General features: G+C 68.6%; 20 protein-coding genes and 1 tRNA gene. 11 read left to right on the top strand and 10 right to left on the bottom strand.

What is annotated here, in order from left to right; genetic code table 11:
• Window positions 1-111: 111 nt before the first annotated feature.
• Window positions 112-1,620, top strand: coding sequence for a tRNA (N6-isopentenyl adenosine(37)-C2)-methylthiotransferase MiaB (miaB, locus tag QM597_RS03385; protein ID WP_415003463.1), 1,509 nt, complete (start codon window positions 112-114; stop codon window positions 1,618-1,620).
• 18 nt (window positions 1,621-1,638) lie between these two features.
• Here miaB and QM597_RS03380 read toward each other — a convergent pair whose 3' ends face one another.
• The gene (locus tag QM597_RS03380) at window positions 1,639-2,214 is read right to left on the bottom strand and encodes a hypothetical protein (RefSeq protein WP_415003462.1); all 576 of its coding nucleotides are present in this window, start codon (window positions 2,212-2,214) and stop codon (window positions 1,639-1,641) included.
• Between the two features lie 262 nt (window positions 2,215-2,476).
• Window positions 2,477-2,692 (bottom strand): antitoxin, encoded by a 216-nt coding sequence (locus QM597_RS03375; RefSeq protein WP_415003461.1) that lies wholly within the window; start codon window positions 2,690-2,692, stop codon window positions 2,477-2,479.
• 52 nt (window positions 2,693-2,744) lie between these two features.
• Here QM597_RS03375 and miaA point away from each other — a divergent pair, with 52 nt between their 5' ends.
• The 5 genes from miaA to QM597_RS03350 all read left to right on the top strand — a co-directional run bounded on the left by miaA (window position 2,745) and on the right by QM597_RS03350 (window position 12,259).
• Window positions 2,745-3,713, top strand: coding sequence for a tRNA (adenosine(37)-N6)-dimethylallyltransferase MiaA (miaA, locus tag QM597_RS03370; protein WP_415003460.1), 969 nt, complete (start codon window positions 2,745-2,747; stop codon window positions 3,711-3,713).
• Window positions 3,714-3,910: 197 nt separating this feature from the next.
• Window positions 3,911-4,747 (top strand): diaminopimelate epimerase, encoded by an 837-nt coding sequence (gene dapF, locus QM597_RS03365; protein WP_415003459.1) that lies wholly within the window; start codon window positions 3,911-3,913, stop codon window positions 4,745-4,747.
• The gene (gene hflX, locus QM597_RS03360; protein ID WP_415003458.1) at window positions 4,669-6,126 is read left to right on the top strand and encodes a GTPase HflX; all 1,458 of its coding nucleotides are present in this window, start codon (window positions 4,669-4,671) and stop codon (window positions 6,124-6,126) included. The genes dapF and hflX overlap by 79 nt, the downstream gene beginning before the upstream one ends.
• 132 nt (window positions 6,127-6,258) lie before the next feature.
• Window positions 6,259-10,800 (top strand): glutamate synthase large subunit, encoded by a 4,542-nt coding sequence (gene gltB / locus QM597_RS03355; RefSeq protein ID WP_415003457.1) that lies wholly within the window; start codon window positions 6,259-6,261, stop codon window positions 10,798-10,800.
• Complete coding sequence (locus tag QM597_RS03350; protein ID WP_415003456.1) at window positions 10,793-12,259, top strand: glutamate synthase subunit beta; 1,467 nt, start codon at window positions 10,793-10,795, stop codon at window positions 12,257-12,259. The genes gltB and QM597_RS03350 overlap by 8 nt, the downstream gene beginning before the upstream one ends.
• Window positions 12,260-12,309: 50 nt before the next feature.
• Here the strand turns inward: QM597_RS03350 and QM597_RS03345 are convergent, their stop codons facing one another.
• On the bottom strand, window positions 12,310-12,669 hold the full coding sequence (locus tag QM597_RS03345) for a type II toxin-antitoxin system RelE/ParE family toxin (RefSeq protein ID WP_415003455.1): 360 nt from the start codon (window positions 12,667-12,669) through the stop codon (window positions 12,310-12,312).
• Window positions 12,666-12,956, bottom strand: coding sequence for a type II toxin-antitoxin system ParD family antitoxin (locus QM597_RS03340; RefSeq protein WP_415003454.1), 291 nt, complete (start codon window positions 12,954-12,956; stop codon window positions 12,666-12,668). Before QM597_RS03340 ends, QM597_RS03345 begins: the two co-directional genes overlap by 4 nt.
• Before the next feature lie 109 nt (window positions 12,957-13,065).
• Between QM597_RS03340 and pyk the strand changes: the two genes are divergently transcribed.
• The 3 genes from pyk to QM597_RS03325 are packed head-to-tail and all read left to right on the top strand — an operon-like array spanning window position 13,066 to window position 17,139.
• The gene (pyk, locus tag QM597_RS03335; protein ID WP_415003453.1) at window positions 13,066-14,517 is read left to right on the top strand and encodes a pyruvate kinase; all 1,452 of its coding nucleotides are present in this window, start codon (window positions 13,066-13,068) and stop codon (window positions 14,515-14,517) included.
• Window positions 14,518-14,527: 10 nt separating this feature from the next.
• A complete protein-coding gene (locus QM597_RS03330) occupies window positions 14,528-15,892 on the top strand; it encodes a GH1 family beta-glucosidase (RefSeq protein WP_415003452.1) in 1,365 nt (454 codons plus the stop codon).
• A complete protein-coding gene (locus QM597_RS03325) occupies window positions 15,889-17,139 on the top strand; it encodes an MFS transporter (RefSeq protein ID WP_415003451.1) in 1,251 nt (416 codons plus the stop codon). Before QM597_RS03330 ends, QM597_RS03325 begins: the two co-directional genes overlap by 4 nt.
• Before the next feature lie 112 nt (window positions 17,140-17,251).
• Here QM597_RS03325 and QM597_RS03320 read toward each other — a convergent pair.
• Window positions 17,252-17,334, bottom strand: a tRNA-Leu gene (locus tag QM597_RS03320).
• Window positions 17,335-17,362: 28 nt separating this feature from the next.
• Between QM597_RS03320 and QM597_RS03315 the strand changes: the two genes are divergently transcribed.
• Together QM597_RS03315 and QM597_RS03310 are read left to right on the top strand one after the other, a co-directional pair.
• The gene (locus QM597_RS03315) at window positions 17,363-17,974 is read left to right on the top strand and encodes an ANTAR domain-containing response regulator (protein ID WP_415003450.1); all 612 of its coding nucleotides are present in this window, start codon (window positions 17,363-17,365) and stop codon (window positions 17,972-17,974) included.
• Between the two features lie 264 nt (window positions 17,975-18,238).
• Window positions 18,239-19,552: an ABC transporter substrate-binding protein gene (locus QM597_RS03310; RefSeq protein WP_415003449.1), complete on the top strand. Its 1,314-nt coding sequence runs from the start codon at window positions 18,239-18,241 to the stop codon at window positions 19,550-19,552.
• A gap of 256 nt (window positions 19,553-19,808) precedes the next feature.
• Here the strand turns inward: QM597_RS03310 and QM597_RS03305 are convergent, their stop codons facing one another.
• The 5 genes from QM597_RS03305 to QM597_RS03285 all read right to left on the bottom strand — a co-directional run bounded on the left by QM597_RS03305 (window position 19,809) and on the right by QM597_RS03285 (window position 24,899).
• Window positions 19,809-20,603, bottom strand: a complete 795-nt coding sequence (locus QM597_RS03305; RefSeq protein WP_415003448.1) for an ABC transporter ATP-binding protein — start codon at window positions 20,601-20,603, stop codon at window positions 19,809-19,811.
• Window positions 20,600-21,493 carry an ABC transporter ATP-binding protein gene (locus tag QM597_RS03300; RefSeq protein WP_415003447.1) on the bottom strand — a complete coding sequence of 298 codons (894 nt, stop codon included), beginning with the start codon at window positions 21,491-21,493 and terminating at the stop codon, window positions 20,600-20,602. Before QM597_RS03300 ends, QM597_RS03305 begins: the two co-directional genes overlap by 4 nt.
• A complete protein-coding gene (locus tag QM597_RS03295) occupies window positions 21,483-22,478 on the bottom strand; it encodes a branched-chain amino acid ABC transporter permease (protein WP_415003446.1) in 996 nt (331 codons plus the stop codon). The genes QM597_RS03300 and QM597_RS03295 overlap by 11 nt, the downstream gene beginning before the upstream one ends.
• Before the next feature lie 15 nt (window positions 22,479-22,493).
• Window positions 22,494-23,810 carry an ABC transporter permease subunit gene (locus QM597_RS03290; RefSeq protein WP_415003445.1) on the bottom strand — a complete coding sequence of 439 codons (1,317 nt, stop codon included), beginning with the start codon at window positions 23,808-23,810 and terminating at the stop codon, window positions 22,494-22,496.
• Between the two features lie 357 nt (window positions 23,811-24,167).
• Entirely contained in the window at window positions 24,168-24,899 is a 732-nt protein-coding gene (locus QM597_RS03285) for a DUF554 domain-containing protein (protein WP_415003444.1), read from the bottom strand.
• Window positions 24,900-24,903: the final 4 nt, after the last annotated feature.

Here is a 24,903-nt window from a genome sequence, read left to right as displayed (position 1 = left end):
CCTCGAAGGACGCACCTCAATGACCGGCCGGCGGTACGTAACCCGAATAAATCAGCGCCTCCCTAAGGCAGGGCGGTCGGGCGGGAGCAAGGACCGTATCCTGAGGCGGCTATGACCAAGACGTACGAAGTGCGCACCTACGGGTGCCAGATGAACGTGCACGATTCGGAGCGGATCAGCGGCCTGCTGGAGACGGCCGGCTACTGCCCCGCCGATCCAGCCAGCGCAGCCACGCCGGATCTCGTCGTCTTCAACACCTGTGCGGTGCGCGAGAACGCCGACAACAAGCTCTACGGCAACCTCGGTCACGTCGCCAAACTCAAGGCCGAGCACCCCGGCATGCAGATCGCCGTCGGCGGTTGCCTGGCCCAGAAGGACCGCGCCACGATCACCGACCGCGCGCCGTGGGTCGACGTCGTCTTCGGCACCCACAACGTCGGCTCGCTGCCGGTGCTGCTCGAACGCGCCCGCGTCCAGTCCGAGGCCCAGGTCGAGATCCTCGAATCGCTGGAGACCTTCCCGTCGACGCTGCCGACTAAACGCGACTCGGTGTTCGCCGCGTGGGTCTCGATCAGCGTCGGCTGCAACAACACCTGCACCTTCTGCATCGTCCCCAGCCTGCGCGGCAAGGAGAAGGACCGACGCCCCGGCGACATCCTCGCCGAGATCGAGGCGCTGGTCGCCGACGGCGTGGTCGAGGTGACCCTGCTGGGTCAGAACGTCAACTCCTACGGTGTCGAGTTCGGCGACCGGCAGGCGTTCGGCAAGCTGCTGCGTGCCTGCGGGCAGATCGAGGGCCTGGAGCGGGTGCGTTTCACCAGCCCGCATCCCAAGGACTTCACCGACGACGTCATCGCCGCGATGGCCGAGACGCCCAACGTCATGCCGCAGTTGCACATGCCCCTGCAGTCCGGCTCCGACGACGTGCTCAAGCGCATGCGCCGCTCCTACCGCCGGGAGAAGTACCTCGGCATCATCGACCGGGTGCGCGCCGCGATGCCGGAGGCGGCCATCACCACCGACATCATCGTCGGCTTCCCCGGGGAGACCGAAGCCGACTTCGAGCAGACCCTCGAGGTCGTGCGCGCGGCTCGGTTCAGCAGCGCTTTCACCTTCCAGTACTCGCCTCGCCCCGGTACGCCGGCGGCCGACCTGGACGATCAGATTCCGCCGGACGTCGTCAAGGACCGCTATCAGCGGCTCGTCGCCGAAGTGGAGGACATCGCCTGGGCGGAGAACCGCGCGCTCGTCGGTCGCCGGGTTGAGCTGCTGGTCTCCGACAGTAGCGGCAAGAAGGACCACACGACCGAGCGACTGACCGGCCGCGCCCGCGACAATCGGCTCGTCCACTTTGTCACAGGCGAACGGGGGCAGAGTGTCGCGCATGGTGCGGCTGTCCGCCCCGGCGACGTCGTGGAGGTCGAAGTCACGCAGGCCGCACCACACCATCTGGTCAGCGACGCCGAGCCGCTGTCGGTGCGCCGCACGGCCGCCGGTGATGCCTGGGAGGCGCGCCAGGGCCGGACCGAGGTGCGTCCTGGCAGCGTCGGTTTGGGGATGCCGTTGATCGGTGTTCCGGCACCGCTGCCCCCGGCACCGTCCTGCTCCGCAGTCTCGTAGAGGTCCCTCGGCGATGCCTCAGGCCGGGGCGACGATGCCCTTGTCGGGGTGCAGGAGCGAGTCGGGCACGAGGCATCCGGTGGAGACCCGGTCCATGCGCTCGGCGATCACGGTGTCGCCGTCCTTCGGCTCGGCGAAGGTGGCGCTCGGATTGCCCCGCAGTTCCTCGATGTAGGCGGTGCGTGCGTCGAGGAGGAGCTGCCAGTCGCCCAGCCACTCGTCGAACGGCTCGTCGGAGGCCCGCAGGTCCGAGTCGAGCGCCAGCCAGTCGGCGAGCACCTGCTGCAGGACGGAGTTCTGGTGCTCCAGCCGGTCGATGCGGTCGATGCCGATGCTGTTGACCTCGACGGACTCGACCCCGTCGTACAGCGCATCGCAGCCCTCGGAGATGGCGTCGACCAACTCGAAGTCGTCGACCGAGGCGGGCAGGTCTCGCAGGGAGATCGTCACGAGTGTCACCACGAGCGCGATGAGGGTGACGGCGGTCGTGACGACGGCTCCGATGGCCACCCAGAGCCAGCGCGGCGAGACCGGGGGAGGGGGGAACCTCCAGGCGTCTTCGCGCGGCGGATACGGGGGCAGGGGGTCGGTCACCGCTCCATCGTGGCACGCAGTCGGCGAGCGCGGGGTGAAGCGTCCCGAGGGTCGTCACACCCCAGGGATCGCGATAGCCTGCGGTCCCTGGGATGCGACGAGGACTGACGTGCCTCGGCACACCCCAGGGACCGCGAGGAACGAGCGAGCCGGATCCTGAGGTGCCCCGACGAAGGAGGGGCCTCGAAGGGCGAACCCTGCGATGGTGGGGGTCCCTTCGAGGCTCGCAAGCTCGCACCTCAGGGACCGGAGGCGGAACCTCTTACTCGCTGTCGCCGGCGAGCTTGCCGGCGGCGTCCTTGGCCTTGTCGGCAACACCCTCGATCTTGTCGGTGTGCTTGCCGCCGGTCGCCTTGTCGGCCAGATCGGCCGCCTTGTCGATGGCGTCATCGATCTTGTCGCCGTGCTCGGCGGCGAGGTCGGAGACCTTCTCCTTGACCTCGGGGGTGCTCTTCTTCAGCTTGTCGAACAGGCTCATATGTCCTCCTAGTGTGGGCAGTGAGGTCGAGCCTAATGCGAGAATGTGGCTTATGGCAGCCGGTGATCGTCTCGTGGTCATCGTAGGCCCGACGGGGGTGGGCAAGTCCGACCTCGCCGTCGCGGTGGCGGAGCGTCTCGGTGGGGAGATCGTCAGCACCGACGCCTACCAGATCTATCGCGGCATGGACATCGGCACCGCGAAGACGCCCGAGGCCGACCGGCGGGGCGTGGCGCACCACCTGATCGACGTGCTCGACCTCGGCCAGACCGCTTCGGTGGCGCAGTTCCAGGCGGACGCGCGTGCGGCGCTAACCGATTGCCGTGCCCGTGGCGTGGTGCCCGTGGTGGTGGGCGGTTCCTCTCTGTACGTCCGCGCGGTCATCGACGACCTGGACTTCCCCGGCACGGAGCCGCAGGTGCGCGCCCGATGGGCGGCCCGTCTGGAGGAGATCGGCACCGAGGCGCTGCACGCCGAGCTGGCGGCCCGCGACCCCGAGGCGGCCGGCCACATCCTGCCCTCGAACGGACGGCGGATCGTACGCGCCCTGGAGGTTATCGAGCTGACCGGCAGGCCGTTTCGCGCGACGATGCCGCCGCACGAGTCGGTGGTCGGCCCCGTTGCGATGATCGGCCTGCGCGTCGACCGCGAGAGATTGGATACCCGGCTCGCGACGCGCGTCGAGGCCATGTGGCAGGCGGGTTTCGTCGACGAGGTACGCGCGCTGGCGGGCCGGGGGCTGGCCGAGGCACCCACGGCATCGCGGGCCCTCGGTTACGCCCAGGTGCTCGACTTCCTGGCCGGCCGGCTCACCGAGGACGAGGCGAAGGCGCAGACGATCTCGACTACGCAACAGTTCGCCCGCCGGCAGATGCGCCTGTTCGGCAAGGACCCGAGGATCGTCTGGCTCGACCATGACGCCCCCGACCTCACGGGCCGCGCGCTCGCGGTGATCGCGGAACCCTGCTCGGGCGTATCAACCAGCATCCCCGCAGCCGGAACCTCCTGGGGGAAGTGCTGATCTCTTCGGGTTCTGTGCCGTGGCCGGTCCCTGAGGTGCGAGGAGCTTGCGACGAGCCTCGAAGGGCGAAGGGACTCGAACCGTAGCGTATTTCGAGGCTCCGCTCGTTCCTCGCTACGCACTGGGGGCACCTCCCGCTTGCGGGGGACAATGAGCGGTATCGACCGATAAAATCAGCACTTCCCTAGACTTGCCGCATGACTTTCACCTGGCTCAAGGGGCACGGCACGGAGAACGACTTCGTGCTGCTGCCCGACCACGACGGCCGGGTACACGGCGACCTCGACCCGGGCTTCGTGGCGGTGCTGTGCCATCGGCGGCGGGGGATCGGCGCCGACGGCGTCATGCGCGTCATCCGGGCCGACGCGGCGGGCATCACCGATGCCGGTGAGGCCGAATGGTTCATGGACTACCGCAATGCTGACGGCTCGCTCAGCGAGATGTGCGGCAACGGCATCCGGGTCTTCGTCCGGCACCTGATCGACGAAGGGCTGGTCGATGCCTCCGCGCCGATTCCCGTCGCCACCCGTGACGGCGTGAAGGTGATCGAGGAGGCCGGCGACCGGCTTCGGGTCGACATGGGGACGTTCGTCGTGGGCGAGCACTCCGACGTGTCGGTTCCCGGCCACCGCTGGCCCGCCCGCGAGGTCCACACCGGAAATCCGCACGCGGTCGTCTTCGTGGGTTCCGTTGACGAGGCAGGGCCGCTCACCGAGGCACCCGGCTTCGACCGCACGGTCTACCCCGAGGGGGTCAACGTCGAGTTCGTCGAACGTCGCGGCGAGCGTCACGTCGGCATGCGCGTCCACGAGCGCGGGTCGGGCGAGACCCGCTCGTGCGGCACCGGTGCCTGCGCGGTCGGCCTGGCCACCGCGCTCGCCGACGAGGTGCGCCCGACGCCCGATGCGCCGGTTCGCTACCGGGTCGACGTACCCGGCGGCACGGTGCAGGTCGAATGGACCGCCGACGACCACCTCATTTTGGAAGGCCCCGCCGTGATCGTGGCACGCGGCGAGATGGAGTGGATCGCGTGAGCGACACCGACGCCGACGCCGCCGTCGACCTGCAGTTGGCTGAACGCCAGGCGCTGCGCCGGGTCGCGGGGCTGCGCACCGAACTCGACGACATCACCGAGGTCGAGTACCGCCAGCTGCGCCTGGAGCGCGTCGTGCTCGTCGGCGTGTGGACCGAGGGCACCGCCGAGGACGCCGAGAACTCACTGGCCGAGCTGAAGCTCCTGGCCGAGACAGCGGGATCGGAGATCCTCGACGCGATGATCCAGCGGCGCACCCGGCCCGATCCGGCGACCTTCATCGGCCGGGGCAAGGTCGAGGAACTGGCCGAGGTCGTGCGGGCCACGGGTGCCGACACGATCATCTGCGACGGCGAACTCGCGCCGAGCCAGTTGCGCAACCTGGAGGACCGCACGAAGGTCAAGGTGGTGGACCGGGTGGCGCTGATCCTCGACATCTTCGCCCAGCACGCCAAGAGCGCCGAGGGCAAGGCGCAGGTCGAACTGGCTCAGTTGCAGTACCAGACCCAGCGCCTGCGCGGCTGGGGCGGCAACCTGTCGCGTCAGGCCGGCGGCCGCGCCGCTGGCGGCGAGGGCATCGGCGGGCGCGGTCCCGGCGAGACCAAGCTCGAGACGGACCGCAGGCGCATTCAGGCGAAGATGGCGAAACTGCGGCGCGAGCTGGCCCACCTGCGCACGACCCGTGACACGAAGAAGGCCAACCGGCGGCGCAATGCCGTCCCGTCGGTGGCCATCGCCGGCTACACCAACGCGGGTAAGTCGAGCCTGCTGAACCGGCTCACGGGAGCCGGGGTCCTCGTCGAGGACGCCCTGTTCGCCACGCTCGATCCGACGACGCGGCGCACCGAGACCTCCGACGGCCGGGTGTACACGCTCTCGGACACCGTCGGTTTCGTCCGCCACCTGCCGCACCAGTTGGTCGAGGCGTTCCGCTCGACGCTGGAGGAGGTGGCCGAGTCCGATCTCGTGCTGCACGTCGTGGACGGCTCCCACCCCGCCCCGGCCGGTCAGCTGGCCGCCGTGCGCGAGGTGTTCGCCGACATCGAAGCCCTCGAGGTGCCCGAGATCGTCGTGGTCAACAAGGCCGACGCGGCCGACCCTCTCGTGCTGTCGGGGCTGTTGGCGCGCGAGCCGCACGCGGTCGTCGTCAGTGCGCGCACGGGCGAGGGCATCGAGGAACTGCTCGCGGCCATCGAGGCCGACCTGCCGCGCCCGGAGGTACGGATCGCGGCGGTGCTCCCGTATGACCGCGGCGACCTGATGCACCAGATCCATGCGACCGGTGACATCGAGTCGCTGAGCCATGAGCCGGACGGCACGCACGTTATCGCTCACGTGAGCGACCAGCTCGCCCACGAACTCGCGCGCTACACCCTCTGACCGGCGGGAGGGGGCCGCCGGGTGAGGTAAGCCTGACTCGTAGAGAAACTCCGCTCCGTGCGATGATGGAACGCTGCCGCGGCCAACGTCGTCCTCGGAAGAGTTGTTGTTGACGACGCTGAAGGGAAACCTGTGAGCACTCTGTTCTCCAGCCTGCCTGCGGCCCAGGGCCTGTACGACCCGGCCAACGAGCACGACGCCTGCGGTGTCGCCTTCGTGGCGACCCTGACCGGTGAGGCGAGCCACGACATCGTCGCCAAGGGGCTGACGGCGTTGCGCAACCTCGACCATCGCGGTGCCGTGGGCGGCGAACCGGACACCGGTGACGGCGCGGGCATCCTGCTGCAGGTCCCGGACCGTTTCCTGCGCGGCGTCGCGGACTTCGCGCTTCCCGAGGCCGGCCACTACGCCGCCGGCATCGCCTACCTGCCCGCCGAGGCGGGCGCGGCCGGCGAGGCCAAGGAGCGCATCGAGGCGATCGCGGCCGAGGAGAACCTCGTCGTCCTGGGCTGGCGCGAGGTGCCGGTCGACCCGTCGATCCTCGGGTCGATGGCGCGCGGCGCGATGCCGAGTTTCTCGACGCTCTTCGTCACCTCGCCCGACGGCTCCCTGACGGGCCTGGACCTCGACCGGCACGCCTACGGCCTGCGCAAGCGCGCCGAGCACGAAGTGCAGGTCTACTTCCCGTCGCTGTCGGCACGCACCTTCGTCTACAAGGGCATGCTCACGACCGAGCAGCTCGACGCCTTCTACCCCGACCTGCTCGACGAGCGGATCGAGTCGGCGCTGGCCATCGTGCACAGCCGCTTCTCGACCAACACCTTCCCGAGCTGGCCGCTCGCCCACCCGTTCCGCTTCGTCGCGCACAACGGCGAGATCAACACCGCCCGCGGCAACCGCAACTGGATGCGGGCGCGCGAGGCGCTGCTGGCCAGCGACAAGATCCCCGGCGACCTGTCGCGGCTGTTCCCGATCTGCGACCCCGAGGGCAGCGACACCGCCTCGCTCGACGAGGTGCTCGAACTACTGCACCTGGGCGGGCGCTCCCTGCCGCACGCGGTGATGATGATGATCCCCGAGGCGTGGGAGAACGACACCGTCATGGACCCGGCCCGCCGGGCGTTCTACGAGTTCCACTCCTCGATCATGGAGGCCTGGGACGGCCCGGCCTGCGTCTGCTTCACCGACGGCACGCAGATCGGCGCGGTCCTGGACCGTAACGGCTTGCGCCCCGGCCGCTTCTGGATCACCGACGACGGCCTGGTGGTGCTGGCCTCCGAGGCCGGCGTGCTCGACCTCGACCCGAAGAGCATCGTGCGCAAGGGCCGTCTGGAGCCGGGCAAGATGTTCCTGCTCGACCTGGCCGAGCATCGCGTCATCGAAGACGACGAGATCAAGGGCCGCCTGGCCGCCGAGCACCCCTACGACGAGTGGCTGTACTCCGGCCTGGTCCGCTTCGAGGATCTGCCCGACCTGGAGCACATCGTCCACACGCACGCCTCGGTGACCCGCCGCCAGCAGGTTTTCGGCTACACCGCCGAGGAGGTGCGCAAGCTCATCGCCCCGATGGCGCGCACCGGCGCGGAGGCCATCGGCTCGATGGGCACCGACACGCCCATCGCGGCGATCTCGGACCGCCCGCGCATGATCTTCGACTACTTCAGCCAGTTGTTCGCGCAGGTCACCAACCCGCCGCTGGACGCCATCCGTGAAGAGGTCGTCACCTCGCTGCAGAGCACCATCGGCCCCGAGCAGAACCTGCTCGACCCGTCGCCGGCGTCCTGTCGCATGCTGCAACTGCCGTTCCCGGTGATCGATAACGACGAACTCGCCAAGATCCGGCACATGAACCGCGACGGCGACATGCCGGGCTTCAGTGTCCACGTGGTGCGCGGCCTGTACGACGTCGCCGGCGGCGCGGAGGCGATGGAGGCCAAGATCGACGAGATCTGCGCCGACGTCGCCGACGCCATCACGAACCGCGGCGCGCGGATCATCGTGCTGTCGGACCGGCACACCACCATCGAACTGGCTCCGATCCCGACGCTGCTGCTCACTGCGGCGGTGCATCACCACCTCGTCCGCGAGAAGTTGCGCACCCAGGCCGGTCTCATCGTCGAGGCCGGTGACGTGCGCGAGGTGCATCACGTGGCACTGCTCATCGGCTACGGCGCGACTGCGGTCAACCCGTACCTCGCGCTGGAGACCGCCGAGGATCTGGCCCGCCAGGGCGTCTATGTCGAGGGTGTCGAGCCGGGCAAGGCCGCGCGCAACGTCGCCTACGGCCTCGGCAAGGGCGTGCTCAAGGTGATGAGCAAGATCGGCGTCTCGACCGTCGCCTCCTACACGGGTGCGCAGATCTTCGAGTGCGTCGGCCTGTCGGCCGAGATCGTCGACCGGTACTTCACCGGCACCTCCACCAAGCTCGGCGGTGTCGGCCTCGACGTGCTGCACGCCGAGGTGCGCAGCCGTCACGACCTGGCCTACCCGGTCAGCGGCATCGTCGGCGCAACCCGGGAGCTGGAGATCGGCGGCGAGTACCAGTGGCGCCGGGAGGGGCCGGAGCACCTGTTCAACCCCGAGACGGTCTTCCGCCTCCAGCACTCCACCCGCACCGGCCGCTACGACATCTTCAAGCAGTACACGCAGGCCGTGGACGACCAGTCCGAGAAGCTGATGACCCTGCGCGGCCTGTTCCAGTTCAAGAGCGACCGCGGGCCGGTGCCGATCGACGAGGTCGAGCCGGTCTCCGAGATCGTCAAGCGCTTCTCCACCGGAGCGATGAGTTACGGCTCGATCAGCGCCGAGGCGCACGAGACGCTCGCCATCGCGATGAACCGTCTCGGCGCGAAGTCGAACACCGGTGAGGGCGGCGAGGATCCCGAACGTCTCTACGACCCCGAGCGCCGCTCGGCGATCAAGCAGGTCGCGTCCGGCCGTTTCGGCGTGACCAGCGAGTACCTGACCAACGCCGACGACATCCAGATCAAGATGGCCCAGGGTGCCAAGCCCGGCGAAGGCGGCCAGCTGCCCGGTCCGAAGGTGTACCCGTGGGTCGCCAGGACGCGGCACTCGACGCCCGGCGTCGGCCTCATCAGCCCGCCGCCGCACCACGACATCTACTCGATCGAGGACCTCAAGCAGCTCATCCATGATCTGAAGAACGCCAACCCGCAGGCGCGCATTCACGTCAAGCTCGTCTCCGAGGTCGGCGTGGGCACGGTCGCGGCGGGCGTGTCGAAGGCCAAGGCCGACGTCGTGCTGATCTCCGGCCACGACGGCGGCACGGGGGCCTCGCCGCTCACCTCGCTCAAGCACGCCGGCGGCCCGTGGGAGTTGGGTCTGGCCGAGACCCAGCAGACGCTGCTGCTCAACAAGCTGCGCGACCGCGTGGTCGTGCAGGCCGACGGCCAGCTCAAGACCGGCCGGGACGTCGTCATCGCGGCGCTGCTCGGTGCCGAGGAGTTCGGTTTCGCGACGGCCCCGCTCGTGGTCAGCGGCTGCATCATGATGCGCGTCTGCCACCTCGACACCTGCCCGGTCGGCGTGGCCACGCAGAACGCGCAACTGCGCGAGAAGTACTCCGGCAAGGCCGAGTACGTCGTGAACTTCTTCGAGTTCATCGCTCAAGAGGTGCGCGAGATCCTCGCCGAGCTGGGCTTCCGTTCCGTCGAGGAGGCGGTCGGCCACGCCGAGGTGCTCGACGCGCGGCCGGCCATCGACCACTGGAAGGCTTCGGGCCTGGACCTGTCGCCGATCTTCCACGTGCCAGAGTTGCCCGAGGGGGCCGCGCGGCACTGCGTCACCACGCAGGACCACGGCCTCGACAAGGCGCTCGACGTCGAACTCATCGCGCTCAGCGGCGACGCCCTGGAACGGGGCGAGCCGGTGCGCGCGCAGGTAGAGATCCGCAACGTCAACCGCACGGTCGGCACGCTGCTCGGCCACGAGGTGACCAAGCGCTACCGCGGCGCGGGGCTGCCCGACGACACCATCGACATCACCTTCGTCGGCGCGGCCGGGCAGTCTTTCGGAGCCTTTGTTCCTCGCGGCATCACGCTGCGGCTGGAAGGCGACGGCAACGACTACGTCGGCAAGGGCCTGTCCGGCGGCCGGATCATCGTCCGGCCCGCCCGCGACGCGCGCTTCGTGCCCGAGGAGAACATCGTCGCCGGCAACGTGATCGGCTTCGGTGCGACCGGTGGCGAGATCTTCCTGCGCGGCAAGGTCGGCGAGCGTTTCTGCGTGCGCAACTCCGGCGCGCGGGCCGTCGTCGAGGGCGTGGGCGATCACGCGCTGGAATACATGACCGGCGGCCGGGTGGTCATCCTCGGAGCGACCGGCCGCAACATCGCCGCAGGCATGAGCGGCGGCACCGCCTGGGTCCTGGACCTGGACGAGTCGCTGGTCAACCGCGAGATGGTCGAGACCCGTGCGGTGGCCGAGGAACACGTCGAGGAGTTGCGCGACCTGCTGCGCAAGCATGCCGAGGAGACCGGTTCGACGGTGGCCGAGGATCTGTTGGCCGACTGGCCGGCCGCGCTGGCGCGCTTCACCGAGATCATGCCGGTCAACTACCGCAAGGTGCTCCAGGCGCGGGCCGCCGCCCAGGCCGAGGGGCTTTCCGAAGAACAGACCACTGCTCGCATGATGGAGGTGGCCGCTCATGGCTGATCCCCGTGGATTCATCACGACCCCCCGCGAAGTCGCGCCCCGTCGCCCCGTCGAGGAGCGGGTCGGCGACTGGAACGAGGTCTACCCCGGTGGACCCGGCAAGGCGCTGCTGCCGATCATCACCGAGCAGGCCGGACGCTGCATGGACTGCGGCATCCCGTTCTGCCACCAGGGCTGCCCGCTCGGCAACCTCATCCCCGAGTGGAACGACCTGGTGTGGCGCGATGACTGGGACGTGGCCATCGACCGGCTGCACCGTACGAACAACTTCCCGGAGTTCACCGGGCGGCTGTGCCCCGCGCCGTGTGAGACGGCCTGTGTCGTCGGCATCAACCGCGACCCGGTGACCATCAAGAACGTCGAGGTCTCGATCATCGACAAGGCGTGGGAGGCGGGCAACGTCCGCCCGCAGCCGCCGGAGGTGCTGACCGACAAGACCGTCGCGGTGATCGGTTCGGGTCCGGCGGGCCTGGCCACGGCGCAGCAGTTGACCCGCGCCGGGCACACGGTGGTCGTGTACGAGCGCGACGACAAGCCGGGCGGCCTGCTGCGCTACGGCATCCCCGAGTTCAAGATGGAGAAGGCTCAGGTCGACCGCCGGGTGAAGCAGATGGAGGCCGAGGGCACCGTCTTCCGCACCAGCACTGCGGTCGGCGAGACGATCACCGGCGCGCAGTTGCGCGAGCGTTACGACGCCATCGTGATCGCCACCGGGGCGACCGTCCGGCGTGATCTGCCCGCTCCGGGCCGCGAGCTGAGCGGCATCCATCAGGCGATGGAGTTCCTGCCGCAGGCCAACCGGGTCGCGGTCGGCGAGACAGTCGAGGGTCAGATCCTTGCGACCGGCAAGGACGTCGTCATCATCGGCGGCGGCGACACCGGCGCGGACTGCCTCGGCACCTCGATCCGTCAGGGTGCCAAGAGCATCACGAGCCTGGAGATCATGCCGCAGCCCGGTGAGGACCGTCCGGCGAATCAGCCGTGGCCGACCTACCCGATGATCTACCGGGTGGCTTCGGCGCACGAGGAGGGCGGCGAGCGCGTCTACTCGGTCTCCACCAAGGAGTTCGTGGGGGATGCAGACGGCCACGTCGCGGGCTTGCGGATCAGCGAGGTCGAGTTGGTCGATGGCCGGTTCACCGAGGTCGAGGGCACCGAGCGGGTCATCCCCGCGCAGTTGGTGCTGTTCGCGATGGGCTTCACCGGTCCGGAGACCGACGGCGTCGTGGCGCAACTGGGCCTGGAACTCGACGAGCGCGGCAACGTCAAGCGCGACCTGAACTACATGTCGAGCGAGCCGGGCGTGTTCGTGGCCGGTGACTGCGGTCGCGGTCAGTCGCTCATCGTGTGGGCCATCGCCGAGGGCCGGGGCGCCGCCTCCGGAGTCGACGCCTACCTGCAAGGCGCGACGACGCTGCCCAAGCCGATCCCGCCGACCGCCCGCCCGCTGACGGTCTGAGAGCCGATATCGGCGACGCTCCCGCAGTCATTGCCTGTGGGACCGTCGTTCTACTCCCATGCTGTGTCGTCGAAATGGCGCGACAGTTCCATCGAGTCGTGGAGCACGCGCCCGATCAGAATGGTGTCGCGTTCGATCTTGTAGACGACGAAGTGACGCGGCTGTTTGACTGCTCCTCCCGGAGACCGATCGCGGCTGCGGCGTAGATGCCATACGTAGACGTCGTCGCCCAGTTCGGGACGACGGATCGCGATGTCAGGCTGGTCACGGTGTCGGGCGGCGTCATGGAGGGAAGTGGTGAGCAGCGCCTCGTAGGCGAGGCGGACTCTCTCGCCGAACACCTCATGTGACTGGCGCAGGATGTTGACGATGCCGTCCTCCGCCGCTGACGACAGTCGGAAGTCGCTCATGTGTCGGAGTCGGCGAGGCTGGCGGCCCTGGTTCCGAGTCGAGCGATGAAGTCACCGAGTTCGTTCTCCCGAACGTCGATGAACCGTCCGTGGGCGATGTCCTCCCACCCGTGTTCGACGGCGGCGTGGAGCGCTGTGAGTTTGGCCTCCTCCAGGCACTCTTGTCGTTCGATCAAGCGCAGTCCGTCGCGGAGCACCTCACTGGCGTTCTGATAGCGGCCAGAACGGACGAGAGTGTCCACAAGCGCGTGCTGGTGGTCGCTGAGGACGACATTGCGTGTCGGCATGGCGAACGGCTCCTTTCGCGCGCGAGGGCAATGGATGGCAGTTTATGCCATGTCTCGGACATTGGCGTAGCGGCTCGTCGGGCCGGGGTCGGGGGGCTAGGCTCGCGGTGTGCGTAGAGCCAAGATCGTGTGTACCCTCGGGCCGGCCGTCAACACCGCCGAGCGGATCCTTCAACTGGCCGAGGCGGGCATGGACGTCGCGCGCCTCAACATGAGCCACGGCGACCAGGCCGACCACCTGGCTAACCTCCAGTACGTCCGCGCGGCGGCCGAGAAGACCGGTAAGGCCATCGCCGTCCTCGCGGATCTGCAGGGGCCGAAGATCCGCCTCGGCCGGTTCGCCGACGGTCCGGTGGACCTTGCGCTCGGCGACCGGTTCACCATCACGGTCGACGACATCGAGGGCGACGTCGCGCGTTGCTCGACCACCTACAAGGGCCTGCCCGGCGATGTGTCCCCCGGCGACGAGATCCTCGTCGACGACGGGCGCGTGCGGCTGCGGGCGTTGGAGGTCAGCGCCACCGACGTCACCACCATCGTCGAGACGCCCGGCACGGTCAGCAACAACAAGGGCATCAACCTGCCCGGTGTGTCCGTCAGCGTCCCCGCCATGAGCGACAAGGACATCGACGACCTGCGGTGGGCCTTGCGCGAGGGCGTCGACTTCATCGCGCTGTCCTTCGTGCGGTCGGCCCGCGACGCAGAGGACGTCCGGCGGATCATGGCCGAGGAGGGCGTGTCGCGGCCGATCATCGCCAAGATCGAAAAACCGCAGGCCGTCGACGCGCTCGACGACATCATGGACGCCTTCGACGGATTCATGGTCGCGCGCGGCGACCTCGGCGTGGAGTTGCCGCTCGAGGACGTGCCCATCGTCCAGAAGCTCATCGTCGAGAAGGCCCGCCGCAACGCCAAGCCGGTCATCGTCGCCACGCAGATGCTCGAATCGATGATCTCGGCACCGCGACCCACCCGCGCGGAGGCCTCCGATGTCGCCAACGCTGTCCTCGACGGGGCCGACGCGGTGATGCTGTCGGGCGAGACGAGCGTGGGGGAGTACCCGATCCACACCGTCCGCACGATGGCGCGCATCATCGAGTCGACCGAGGACCACGGCCTGCCGCGCATGGCCGCCTACACCTGGCAGGCCCGCACCCGCACGGGCATCATCTGCAAGGCCGCCCAGCAGATCGCCGAGGCCGTGGACGCCGAGTACGTCGTCGCCTTCACGACCAAGGGCGGATCGGCCCGCCGGATGGCGCGGTACCGCTCGCACATCCCGGTGCTGGCGTTCACGCCGCATGCGCACACCCGCAACCAGCTCGCGCTCACCTGGGGCGTCGAGACCTTCCTCATGCCCGAGGTCAAGCACACCGACCAGATGGTCCTGCAACTCGACCGGGTGCTGCTGGAGGCCGCGCGCTGCAGCGAAGGCCAGGAGGTCGTGTGCGTCGCGGGGGCACCTCCGGGCATCCCCGGCTCGACCAATGCCGTCCGGATTCACCGCATGGGCGACGCCATCAACCGGGTCGTTCCCGCGTATCAGGACGCCGAGGGCTGAACGGGTCGTGGTGACGCGGGCCGGTTCGTTCTGGTGGGGCGTGTCCACCTCGGCCCACCAGATCGAGGGAACCGCGCCGGATGCCCCGCGCGGAGACTCCGTATGGGACGACTTCGCCCGCAGGCACGGGGCCATCGCCGACGGTTCGGATGCCCAGGTCGCCACCGACCACGTCCACCGGCTCGCCGAAGACCTCGACCTCATCGCGGGCCTGGGCGTCGACGCCTACCGCTTCTCGGTGGCCTGGCCGCGGGTGCTGCCGGGCGGCACCGGTTCGGTCAGTACGGCGGGCCTGGACTTCTACGACCGCCTGGTCGACGGGCTGCTGCAGCGCGGCGTCACCCCGTTGCCGACGCTCTTCCACTGGGACACGCCGAGCACGCTGGAGGCGGACGGCGGCTGGCTGTCGCGCGATACGGCACGGCATTTCGCCGACTATGCCGCCCTCGTCGCGCAGCGGCTCGGCGACCGCGTGGCGCACTGGATCACGATCAACGAGCCGCGTGAGGTGACGCTGCTCGGGTACGCCCTCGGCACCCATGCGCCGGGCCGCGGCCTGATGTTCGACGCGCTGCCGGTGGCCCATCACCTGCTTCTCGGCCACGGCTGGGCGCTCCAGGCGCTGCGCGCGGCGGGGGCCGAGTCGGTGGGCATCGCCATGAGTCACGAGCCGGTGCGGGCCGTGGGCGAGCGCGAGGAGGACCGGTCGGCCGCCGAGTTGTACGACCTGCTCAACAACCGGCTGTTCGCCGATCCGCTGCTCACCGGCGCGTATCCGGACGGATTCGCCGACCTCATGCCTGGTCCGGTGGACGACGACCTGAGGGCCATCGCGTCGCCGCTGGACTGGTACGGCGTCAACTACTACAGCCCGGCATACGTCGGCGCGCCGACTGGACGTGAGCGTGACGTCAACGGGATCGACATGCCCGCCGGCCTGCCCTTCGAGGTACACGACGTGCCGCCGGGCTATGCGGGGGAGCGCACCGACTTCGGCTGGGCGGTCGAAGCAGACGGACTGGGCGAGTTGCTGGACCTGCTGCGGGAGCGGTACGGCGCGGCGCTGCCGCCGGTCGTCATCACGGAGAACGGATGCTCCTACGACGACCCCGCGGTCGACGGGCGTATCGACGACCAGCGCCGCATTGCGTTCCTGCACGCCCATCTTGAGGAGTTGGACGCTGCCCGCCGCAGCGGAGCGGACGTGCGCGGGTACTTCGTGTGGTCGCTGCTGGATAACTTCGAGTGGGCCGAGGGCTATCGTCAGCGGTTCGGACTGGTCCACGTCGACACGGCGACGCTAGAGCGCACGCCGCGTGCCTCCTACGACTGGTTCGCCGACCACGTGCGCCGGACGAGAGCGAGCCGAACATGACCGACACCTCACAGCCGCCACTCTGGAGCGATCCGACGGCTCCCGTGGGCCGGCGGTGGCTGACCCCGTGGACCCTCGTGATGATGGGCATGTTCGGTGCCTACTACGCGGTGGCCCAGATTGTGTTGCCTGAGCAGGCCGAGCAGATCACCGACAGCGACTCGGCGAAGGTTGCGCTGACGGCCTGGGCGACGGGCCTGGCGGCCGTGGTCACCTTCGTCGTGACGATCACGGTCGGCGTGGTCTCGGACCGGACGACGCACCGCCGCGGCCGGCGCTACCCGTGGGTCGTCGGCGGTGTCATGGTGATGGCGCTCGGCACGATGGCCCAAGGCTGGGCCGACGAGCCGTGGCTGGTCGTCGCCTGCTGGTCGGTGGTCGCCGTGGGCTATGCCAGCGGCGGGTCGGCGATCCTCGCCATCGTCCCGGACGACGTGCCGGTCAACCAGCGCGCCTACGTCTCGGCGTTCTACGCGATGGCGATGTGCCTCGGCCCGCTGCTGCTGATCGCCGCTGCGGTGGCCGTCGCCGGCGACTTGCGGGTGCAGTACGGCGTCGTCGCGGCGTTATGCCTGCTCATGGCGCTGCCGTTCGCTCTGCGAGCTAAGAGTGTCCGGCTGCCGGTGAGTGAGCGGCCCGAGCCGCAGCGTCTCGGCCAGGTGCTCAGGAGTCTCGTCGCCCCGTTGCGGCACGCGGACTTCACCTGGGCCTGGCTCGGCCGCTTCGGCATCCAGTTGTCGAACGCGCTGGCGCAGATGTACCTGTTCTTTTATCTCAAGGACTACGTCGAGGTGGACGATCCGGATACGGCGGTCCTCATCCTGACGGTGCTCTATGCGGTCTCGGGCACGCTCGCGGCGATCCCGGCCGGGCGGCTGTCGGATCGCACCATGCGCCGCAAACGCATGGTGGTCATCTCGTCGGTGCTGCAAGGGGCCGCAGGCCTGATCCTGGCCTTCATCCCGAACATGCCGGCCGCCGCAGTGGGTGCCATCGTGCTCGGTGCTGGCTACGGCGTGTACGCGGCGGTCGATCAGGCGCTCATCACCCAGGTCTTGCCTGACGCCCACGACCGGGGTAAGGATCTGGGCATCATCGGGGTCGCCAACATCCTCCCGTACGTGCTGGCTGCGGCCCTCGGCGGCGTGGTCATCAACCTGTGGGGCTACCCGACGCTGTACGTGCTGGTGCTGGTCACCGGGCTGCTCGCCGCCGCAGCGGTCCAGCCGATCCGCGCCGTGAGGTGACGATCAACCGTCGGATCCTCGCGGACCCGGTGCCTGAGGTGCGTAGGGTGCCTGCGGCCGAAGCCTCGAAGGGACCCCCAGCCCGAGGCCCTTATCGTCACCGCGAAAAGTGTGCCGAGAGCGGGACTCGAACCCGCACGCCCTTTCGGACAATGGTTTTTGAGACCATCGCGTCTACCATTCCGCCATCTCGGCTCGCCCTGAGGCTCGATAACCTTCTCATGTGACCCCCCACGAGCAACGCCCGGCCCCTGCCACGCGCATCGTCATCGCCGAGGACGAGGCGCTGATCCGGCTCGACCTGGCCGAGATGCTCGCCGAGGAGGGCTACGAGGTCGTCGCGCAGGCCTCCGACGGCGAGCAGGCGCTCGCGCTGGTGAGCGAGCACCGGCCCGACGTGGTTCTCATGGACATCAAGATGCCCAAGCTCGACGGCATCGAGGCCGCCACCCGGATCTCCGAGCAGCGGCTGGCACCGGTGGTGCTGTTGACCGCCTTCAGCCAGCGCGAACTGGTCGAACGCGCACGGGACGCCGGGGCCATGGCCTATTTGGTCAAGCCCTTCCAGAAGTCCGACCTCGCCCCGGCCATCGAGGTCGCGCGCAGCAGGTTCGCCGAGATGATGGCGCTGGAGTCCGAGGTCGACGGTCTCCAGGAGCGCCTGGAGACGCGCAAGGCGGTCGAACGAGCTAAGTCGGCGCTGCAGGAGTCCTTCGGTATCAGCGAATCCGAGGCGTTCCGCTGGATTCAGAAGTCTGCGATGGACCTGCGTATGTCGATGCGGGAGGTCGCCGAGCAGGTCATCGAGAAGGAGTCGGGTCCCGCAGGCGATTGAGCGGCTCGCCCGGCCGGGCAGTGGAGAGGATGCGCGGATAGGCGGGACCCGGTCCCTGAGGCGCGTAGGCCGCTTGCGGCCGAAGCCTCGAAGGGTGCACATCGGCCAGCGGCCCACGGGTGCATGCGGCTGAGTTACAACTTGGCTACGAAGGCTCATCTGGCGGTCTGTGTCACACAAATGACACGGGAACGGGCTAGGTTCTGGACAATCCGCATCACGGGGCAATCCCGTCGTGTGACAACCGATCAATCCGGAGGACCGATGACGCGCAGGACGAAGACGTACCGTCTCGCCGCCGTTGCCGCCGCGAGCGCCCTGGTGCTCGCCGCGTGCGGTGGAGGCGACAGCGACGACGAGAAGGACAAGAAGGTCGAGTCGAAGAGTGACGGCGTGCTGACCGTCGGCTCGCTGCTGCCGGCCACCGGCAACCTCTCCTTCCTCGGCCCGCCGGAGTTCGCGGGTGTCGATCTGGCCGTTCAGGAGATCAACGCCGCCGGCGGTGTCCTCGGCAAGCCGGTCGAGCACGTGCGCGGCGACTCCGGCGGTAACGGCCCCGGCGACCAGAACATCGCGCCGGAGGAGGCTGACAAGCTCATCAACGCCGACGTCGACGCGATCATCGGTGCCGCGTCCTCGGGCGTGACGACTACGGTGATCGACAAGATCCTCGGTGCCGGTGTCATCGAGTTCTCGCCGGCCAACACCTCCACCTCGTTCGACACCAAGCCCTACGACGGCGCGGACCTGTACTTCCGCACGGCCCCGTCGGACATCCTCCAGGGTGCGGTGCTGGCCAACCTGCTGTTGCAGGAGGGTCGCCAGAACGTCGCCATCATCTCGACCGATGATCCCTACGGCACCACGCTGACCGAGGAAGTCTCGAAGAACCTCGAGGCCGGCGGCTCGCAGCTCGCGCTCGACGCCCAGTACTTCGGTTCGGGCAGCGACAACTACGACACGCAGGTCGACGCCATCGCGCAGGCCAGCCCGGATGCGGTGGTCGTCATCGCGTTCAACGAGACCGTTGACATCATTCCTGCGCTGACCGCCGCAGGTGTCGGACCGGACGCGCTGCCGACGTACTTCGTCGACGGCAACACCGCCGAGTACAACGATGATCCGGCTGACCCCGAGGACGCCGCGCTTCCGGCCGGTGCCCTCGTGGGTGTCAAGGGCACGATCCCGGGTGCGCAGGCTCCCGACGAGTTCCGTCAGCGCCTGCTCGGTGTCGATCCGTCGCTGACCGACTTCTCGTACTCGGCTGAGTCCTACGACGCGGTCATCGTGACGGCCCTGGCCGCCATCGCCGCCGACACCGACAAGGCCGACGAGGTCGCCACGGAGATTCCGGGCGTCACGAAGGAGGGCACCAAGTGCACCACCTTCACCGATTGCAAGGCGCTCCTGGAGGCCGGCGAAGACATCGACTACGACGGTGTCTCCGGCCCGATCGAGCTCGGCTCGACCGGTAGCCCGACGGCCGCGTCGATCGGTATCTATGCCTACGACGAAAGTAACGAGATCAGCCCGGTGGACTTCATCTCCGGTGAGATCCCGGATCCGTCGGAGGACTGAGTAGCACCTTCCCCAGCGGGACCCGGACCGTCACGGTCCGGGTCCCGCTGTCGTGTGTGGGAGGCGTGATGGAATCGGGGTTGCGCGGATAGGTTCCGCTGGCTGTGGTGGGGTCCCTTCGAGGCTCGGCCGCAGGCGGCCTCGCGCCTCAGGGACCGGGCTTCACGGAAGTGGTGTCGGGTCTCCCTTCGAGGCTCGGCCGCAGGCGGCCTCGCACCTCAGGGACCGTGAGGGATACCTACTCCGGGCGGGACTCTCAGGAGGCCTTCTGGCCGAGGGTGCCGAGGTAGAGTTCGATGACCTTCGGGTCGTTGGCCAATGCGCGGCCCGTGCCGGAATAGGCGGTGGTGCCGTGGTCGAGCACATATCCGCGGTCGCAGATTTGCAGGCAGCGCCGCGCGTTCTGCTCGACCATGATGATCGAGACGCCAGCGGCGTTGATGTCGCGGGTCTGGACGAAGACCTCGTCCTGCATGACCGGCGATAGGCCCGCCGACGGCTCGTCGAGCAGCAGTACCGACGGGTTCATCATCAGCGCACGCCCCATAGCGACCATCTGCCGCTCGCCGCCGGACAGCCCGCCCGCGCGCTGCTTGCGGCGCTCGGCCAGTGTCGGGAAGATCGACGTGACGAAGTCGAACCGCTCGCCGAACAGTTTCGGCTCCTGGTAGCAGCCCATCGCGAGGTTCTCCTCGATGGTCAGGCTCGGAAAGACATTGTTGGTCTGCGGAACGAAACCGATGCCCTTGGCGACCAACTGGTCGGCACGCAGACCGACGATGCTCTCGCCCTTGAGCGTGACGCCGCCCTCGCGCACGTGTACGAGGCCGAACAGTGCCTTGAGCAGTGTGGACTTGCCCGCGCCATTCGGGCCGATGATGCCGACCAGTTCACCGGGCTGGCAGTACAGATCGGCACCGTTGAGGATGTCGATGCCGGGCAGGTAGCCGCCGTAGACGGCATCGGCTCGCAGGATCGCGCCCTCGGCGGCCCGCTGGTGCTTGTCGCGCTCGGGATTTCCCTGCTGCGTCGGGGGAGCGTCGTAGCTCATTCGGCGGCCTCTTCCTGGATCTCCTCGGCAACCTGCGCCGCGAGCGTGTCGGTGTCGATCTCGCTGAGGTCGGTGTCGTGGTGTGCACCGAGATAGGCGTCGATCACTCGCGGGTCTGACATGACCGTCTCGGGTCGGCCTTCGGCGACGATCTGCCCCTGCGCCATGACGATGACCCAGTCGGAGATGTCACGGACCATGTCCATGTCGTGCTCGACGAACAGCACCGTGCGGCCCTCGTCGCGCAGCGACTTCACGTGCCCCAGCAGCGACTGCTTGAGCGCCGGGTTCACGCCGGCCATCGGCTCGTCGAGCATGATGAGTTCGGGATCGACCATGAGCGCCCGTGCCATCTCCAGCAACTTACGCTGGCCGCCCGACAGGGAGCCGGCGAAGTCCTCGCGCTTGGCGTCGAGCTTGAAGCGGGTGAGCAGGTCGTCGGCGCGAGCGGTGATTGCCGCCTCCTGGCCTCGCCACAGCGGCCGCAGGACTGCGGCCCACAGCCGCTCGCCGCGCTGCCCGGTGGCACCCAACCGCATGTTCTCGATGACGCTCAGCCGGGCCAGGACCTTGGTGAGCTGAAAGGTGCGGACCATGCCCGACCGGGCGACTTTGTAGGCGGGCACGCCCTGCAGGGAGCGGTCGTTGAAACTCCACTCGCCCGTGTCGGGCTTGTCGAAGCCGGTCAGCAGGTTGAACAGCGTGGTCTTGCCGGCGCCGTTCGGGCCGATGAGCGCGGTGATCGCGCCGCGCTGGATCTCCAGGTGCTCGACATCGACGGCCTTGAGACCGCCGAACTGACGGCTGATGGAACTGCCGACGACGATGGGATCAGGCTTGGCGACGCCGGGTTCGGGTGCGACGTCGTGCAGGGCGGTGTCAGCGGGCATCGATGGCCAGCTCCTTCCGGTCGCCGAAGATCCCCTGAGGGCGGAAGATCAACAGCAGCATGAGTCCGAGGCCGACGAGGATGAAGCGCACCAGCGAGGCCTGTTGCTGGTCCATGAGCCATTCGGGCAGGATCGGGTTCTCCCCGGCGGTCAGCTGCGAGAACAGCGTGCCCAGGCCGTTGAGCAGGAACCAGAAGATCATCGCGCCGACCACCGGGCCGAGCACGCGGGCGGCACCGCCGATAAGCAGCGCCGTGTAGGCGTAGAACGTGACGTGCGTACCGAAGTCCGACGGGATGGTCGAGGCTTGACGCAGTGCGAGCATGATGCCGGCCAAGCCGCCGAAGACCCCGCCGAGAACGAGGGCCTGCATCTTGTAGGCATAGACGTTCTTGCCGAGCGAACGGACGGCGTCCTCGTCCTCGCGGATCGAGCGCAGCACGCGGCCCCAGGGGCTGCGCATGAGCGCCCACACCAGCAGGCAGCACAGGGCGACGAGCGTCCAGCCGACGGTGGCGGTCCACAGGTCGCCGCGGCTGATCCGTAGGATGCCGAGGCTGATGCCGGAGCCGTACGGGTTGAGATCGTGGAACGGCCGGGCGAAGCCCGCGATACCCTGCGATCCCTTGGTCCAGTCGGCGTTACTGGGGGAGTTGGCGATATAACGCAGCACCTCGGCGGCCGCGATAGTGGCGATGGCCAGATAGTCGGCCCGTAGCCGCAGCGTCGGAATGCCGAGCACGAGCGCCAGCACGACCGAGGCGGCGAAGCCGATGAGCAGCGCGAGCACGAACGGCACGTCGTAGATGACCGCGCTGATCGCCAGCCCGTACGCGCCGACCAGCATGAAGCCGGCCTGACCGAAGTTGAGCAGGCCCGCGTAGCCGAAATGGACGTTGAGGCCGATGGCGGCGAGCGCGTAGACCACGGCCGCAGGGCCGAGCGCCGCCGAGAGGGCGTCACGCAGGATGATCGTGAAATCCATGGATGTCTCCCCGCCTCAGCCGATGCGTTCCGCGCGGCCCAGGATGCCCTGCGGCCGGACCAACAAGATGACGATCAAGATGACCAGCGCGCTGGCGAACTTCAAGTCCGCCGGAATACCGAGCAGCGGACTCAGCTCGACCACGTAGCCGATGATGAGCGAGCCGACCAGGGCACCCCAGATGGTGCCGAGGCCGCCGAGCGTGACGCCGGCGAAGATCAGCAGTAGCAGCTGGAAGCCCATCTGGTAGCTGACCTGGCGGTCGATGGCGAGCAGGGCACCGGCGAGAGCCGAGAGCGCGCCGCCGAGGACCCACACGTTGCGGATCACCGCGTCGACGTTGATCCCGGAGGCCGCCGCCAGGGCCGGGTTGTCGGCCACGGCCCGCGTTGCTTTGCCCATGCGGGTCTTCATCAGTAGGACGCAGACGACGGTGATGACGACCAGGCAGATGACGATGATGGCGAGGGCCTTCGGCGTCAGGGAGAACGGGCCGAGGTCGACGCGTTTTTGGACGACATAGTCCGACAGCGGCCGGTTCTGGGTGCCGATCCGGTACTGGAAGATGCTGCGCAGGAACAGTGACAAGCCGATGGAGACGATCATCATGGCGATGATCCCGACACCGCGGCGGCGCAGTGGCCGCCAGAGTCCCCGCTCGCTCGCGTAGCCGAACACGCCGCCCAAGGCCGTGGCGAAGATGGCCGCCGGGATCACCGGTATGTCGAGTTGGATGTTGATGATGAAACTCATCACGGCACCGAAGGTGATGTATTCACCGTGGGCGAAGTTCGTCAGCCCGGTGGTGCCGAAGATCAGCGACAGGCCCAGGCCCGCCAGGGCGATGATGAGGCCTTCCTTGGTGCCGTTGGCCAGTCCCTGCAGGATGCGTTCGCTCAGCGGCGTCGACACCTTCTCGGCGGTGCCGATGGGGAAGAGCATCGCCTGGCGGCCGTCGAGGATGACGGTTTTGGTCAGCGAGGCCTTGCCGTCGAGGGTGACGCCCTTCGGCAGGGAGTCCTCATCGACGGTGACGGTGTAGGTGCCGCCGCCGGGGATCTCCAGGTAGACCCGGCCGTCGACGTCGGTGGTGCCCTTGCTGACGAGGTCGTCGCCGTCGTAGACCTCCAAGGTCACGTCGGCGACCGGTTCACCGTCTTTGCCCTTGGATTTGTCGATGAGCGTGACGTCGAAGTAGCTGCCGTCCGGAGGGGGTGCCGCAGCGGTGGCGGCCGGATCGGGGGAGGGGGTTTCGTCGGCGAGTGCCGCGGTCGGTAGGAAGATCGCCAGCGCGGCCCACAGCAGGGCGGCCAGCGTTAGTCTCCAACGCACACGTGACTCCTGTCGGCTTGACACCGCTTCGTCGCGGCGAACGCTGTGAGCATAACGGTCGGCGAGGTCGCGCGGGCCGGACTGAGCAACCTGCCAGGTAACAGTTCGATTGCGTTCTGTGGTCGCCGGGTCATGCCGCCGCGGTACGAGGAGGGGGCAGGGCCGCAACGGCGGGATGTCGCCAGGGTCCCTTCGAGGCTCCGGCCGCAGGCGGCCTACGCACCTCAGGGACCGGGGGACCGTCTGGGGCAGAGCCGCAGGGAGGCTCCGCTGGCAGAGGAATGAGTGAGCCGGTCCCTGAGGTGCCCCGACGAAGGAGGGGCCTCGAAGGGCGCACCTCAGGGACCGGGGGACCGTCTACAGGGCCGCGACGGCGGTGACGAGCAGTGGCGCCGCCACGAGGGCGGGCAGTAGGTCGGCCACCCGGAACCGGGCCAGGTCCAGCAGTCGTAGCGCCACCCCGATGAGCACCAGGCCGCCGACACTGGTCAGGGCGGCCAGATGCGCGGCCGGCAGGACGTCGCCGATCACAACCCCGGCCAGCGTCAAGGTTCCCTGCAGGACGCCGACGGTCAGCGCCGAAGCCATGACGCCGATCCCGAGGGACGCGGCGAACGCCAGGGAGGCGAATCCGTCGAGCAGTGACTTGACGAGCAACTGGTCGGCCCCGCCGCCGAAACCCTCGGTGAGCGACCCGACGATGGTCAGCGGTCCGACGCAGAACACCAGGGAGCTGACGACGAAGCCCTCGACGAAGTTCTCGTGCCGTTCGGCGTGCAGGTGCCCGCGCAGCCAGTCGCCGAGGTCGCCGATTCGGTCTTCGATACGGGCCAGGGAGCCGACGATGCCGCCGAGCGCGAGCGCGCCGATGACGATCAATGTCGGTGCCCGCTCGCCCACGGCGGCGCTCAGCGCGGGGTCGGTGACAGCCAGGGTGGCGTCGGCGGCCAGTAACAGCGTGCCGAGTCCGAGCGCCGTAGTGACCGTGGCCCGTACGTGGGCGGGAAGCCGGTGCCCGACGAGCATCCCGAGTCCCGATCCCAGAACGATGGCGAGGACATTGGTCGCCGTCCCGGTGCCGATGGGCATGCAC

Origin of the sequence: Aeromicrobium sp., from assembly GCF_047607065.1 — a bacterium.
In the GTDB taxonomy this organism is placed as follows: Bacteria; Actinomycetota; Actinomycetes; order Propionibacteriales; family Nocardioidaceae; genus Aeromicrobium.
Note: the sequence above shows the minus strand (reverse complement) of the source record. Positions and strands in the feature narration are given on the sequence as shown.

Excerpts from the sequence above, each read along its gene's own strand:
- miaB (WP_415003463.1), top strand. The coding sequence starts at position 112 with ATGACCAAGACGTACGAAGTGCGCACCTACGGGTGCCAGATGAACGTG.
- QM597_RS03375 (WP_415003461.1), bottom strand. The coding sequence starts at position 2,692 with ATGAGCCTGTTCGACAAGCTGAAGAAGAGCACCCCCGAGGTCAAGGAG.
- miaA (WP_415003460.1), top strand. The coding sequence starts at position 2,745 with ATGGCAGCCGGTGATCGTCTCGTGGTCATCGTAGGCCCGACGGGGGTG.
- dapF (WP_415003459.1), top strand. The coding sequence starts at position 3,911 with ATGACTTTCACCTGGCTCAAGGGGCACGGCACGGAGAACGACTTCGTG.
- hflX (WP_415003458.1), top strand. The coding sequence starts at position 4,669 with ATGGACCGCCGACGACCACCTCATTTTGGAAGGCCCCGCCGTGATCGT.
- QM597_RS03350 (WP_415003456.1), top strand. The coding sequence starts at position 10,793 with ATGGCTGATCCCCGTGGATTCATCACGACCCCCCGCGAAGTCGCGCCC.
- QM597_RS03345 (WP_415003455.1), bottom strand. The coding sequence starts at position 12,669 with ATGAGCGACTTCCGACTGTCGTCAGCGGCGGAGGACGGCATCGTCAAC.
- QM597_RS03340 (WP_415003454.1), bottom strand. The coding sequence starts at position 12,956 with ATGCCGACACGCAATGTCGTCCTCAGCGACCACCAGCACGCGCTTGTG.
- QM597_RS03325 (WP_415003451.1), top strand. The coding sequence starts at position 15,889 with ATGACCGACACCTCACAGCCGCCACTCTGGAGCGATCCGACGGCTCCC.
- QM597_RS03310 (WP_415003449.1), top strand. The coding sequence starts at position 18,239 with ATGACGCGCAGGACGAAGACGTACCGTCTCGCCGCCGTTGCCGCCGCG.
- QM597_RS03305 (WP_415003448.1), bottom strand. The coding sequence starts at position 20,603 with ATGAGCTACGACGCTCCCCCGACGCAGCAGGGAAATCCCGAGCGCGAC.
- QM597_RS03300 (WP_415003447.1), bottom strand. The coding sequence starts at position 21,493 with ATGCCCGCTGACACCGCCCTGCACGACGTCGCACCCGAACCCGGCGTC.
- QM597_RS03295 (WP_415003446.1), bottom strand. The coding sequence starts at position 22,478 with ATGGATTTCACGATCATCCTGCGTGACGCCCTCTCGGCGGCGCTCGGC.
- QM597_RS03285 (WP_415003444.1), bottom strand. The coding sequence starts at position 24,899 with ATGCCCATCGGCACCGGGACGGCGACCAATGTCCTCGCCATCGTTCTG.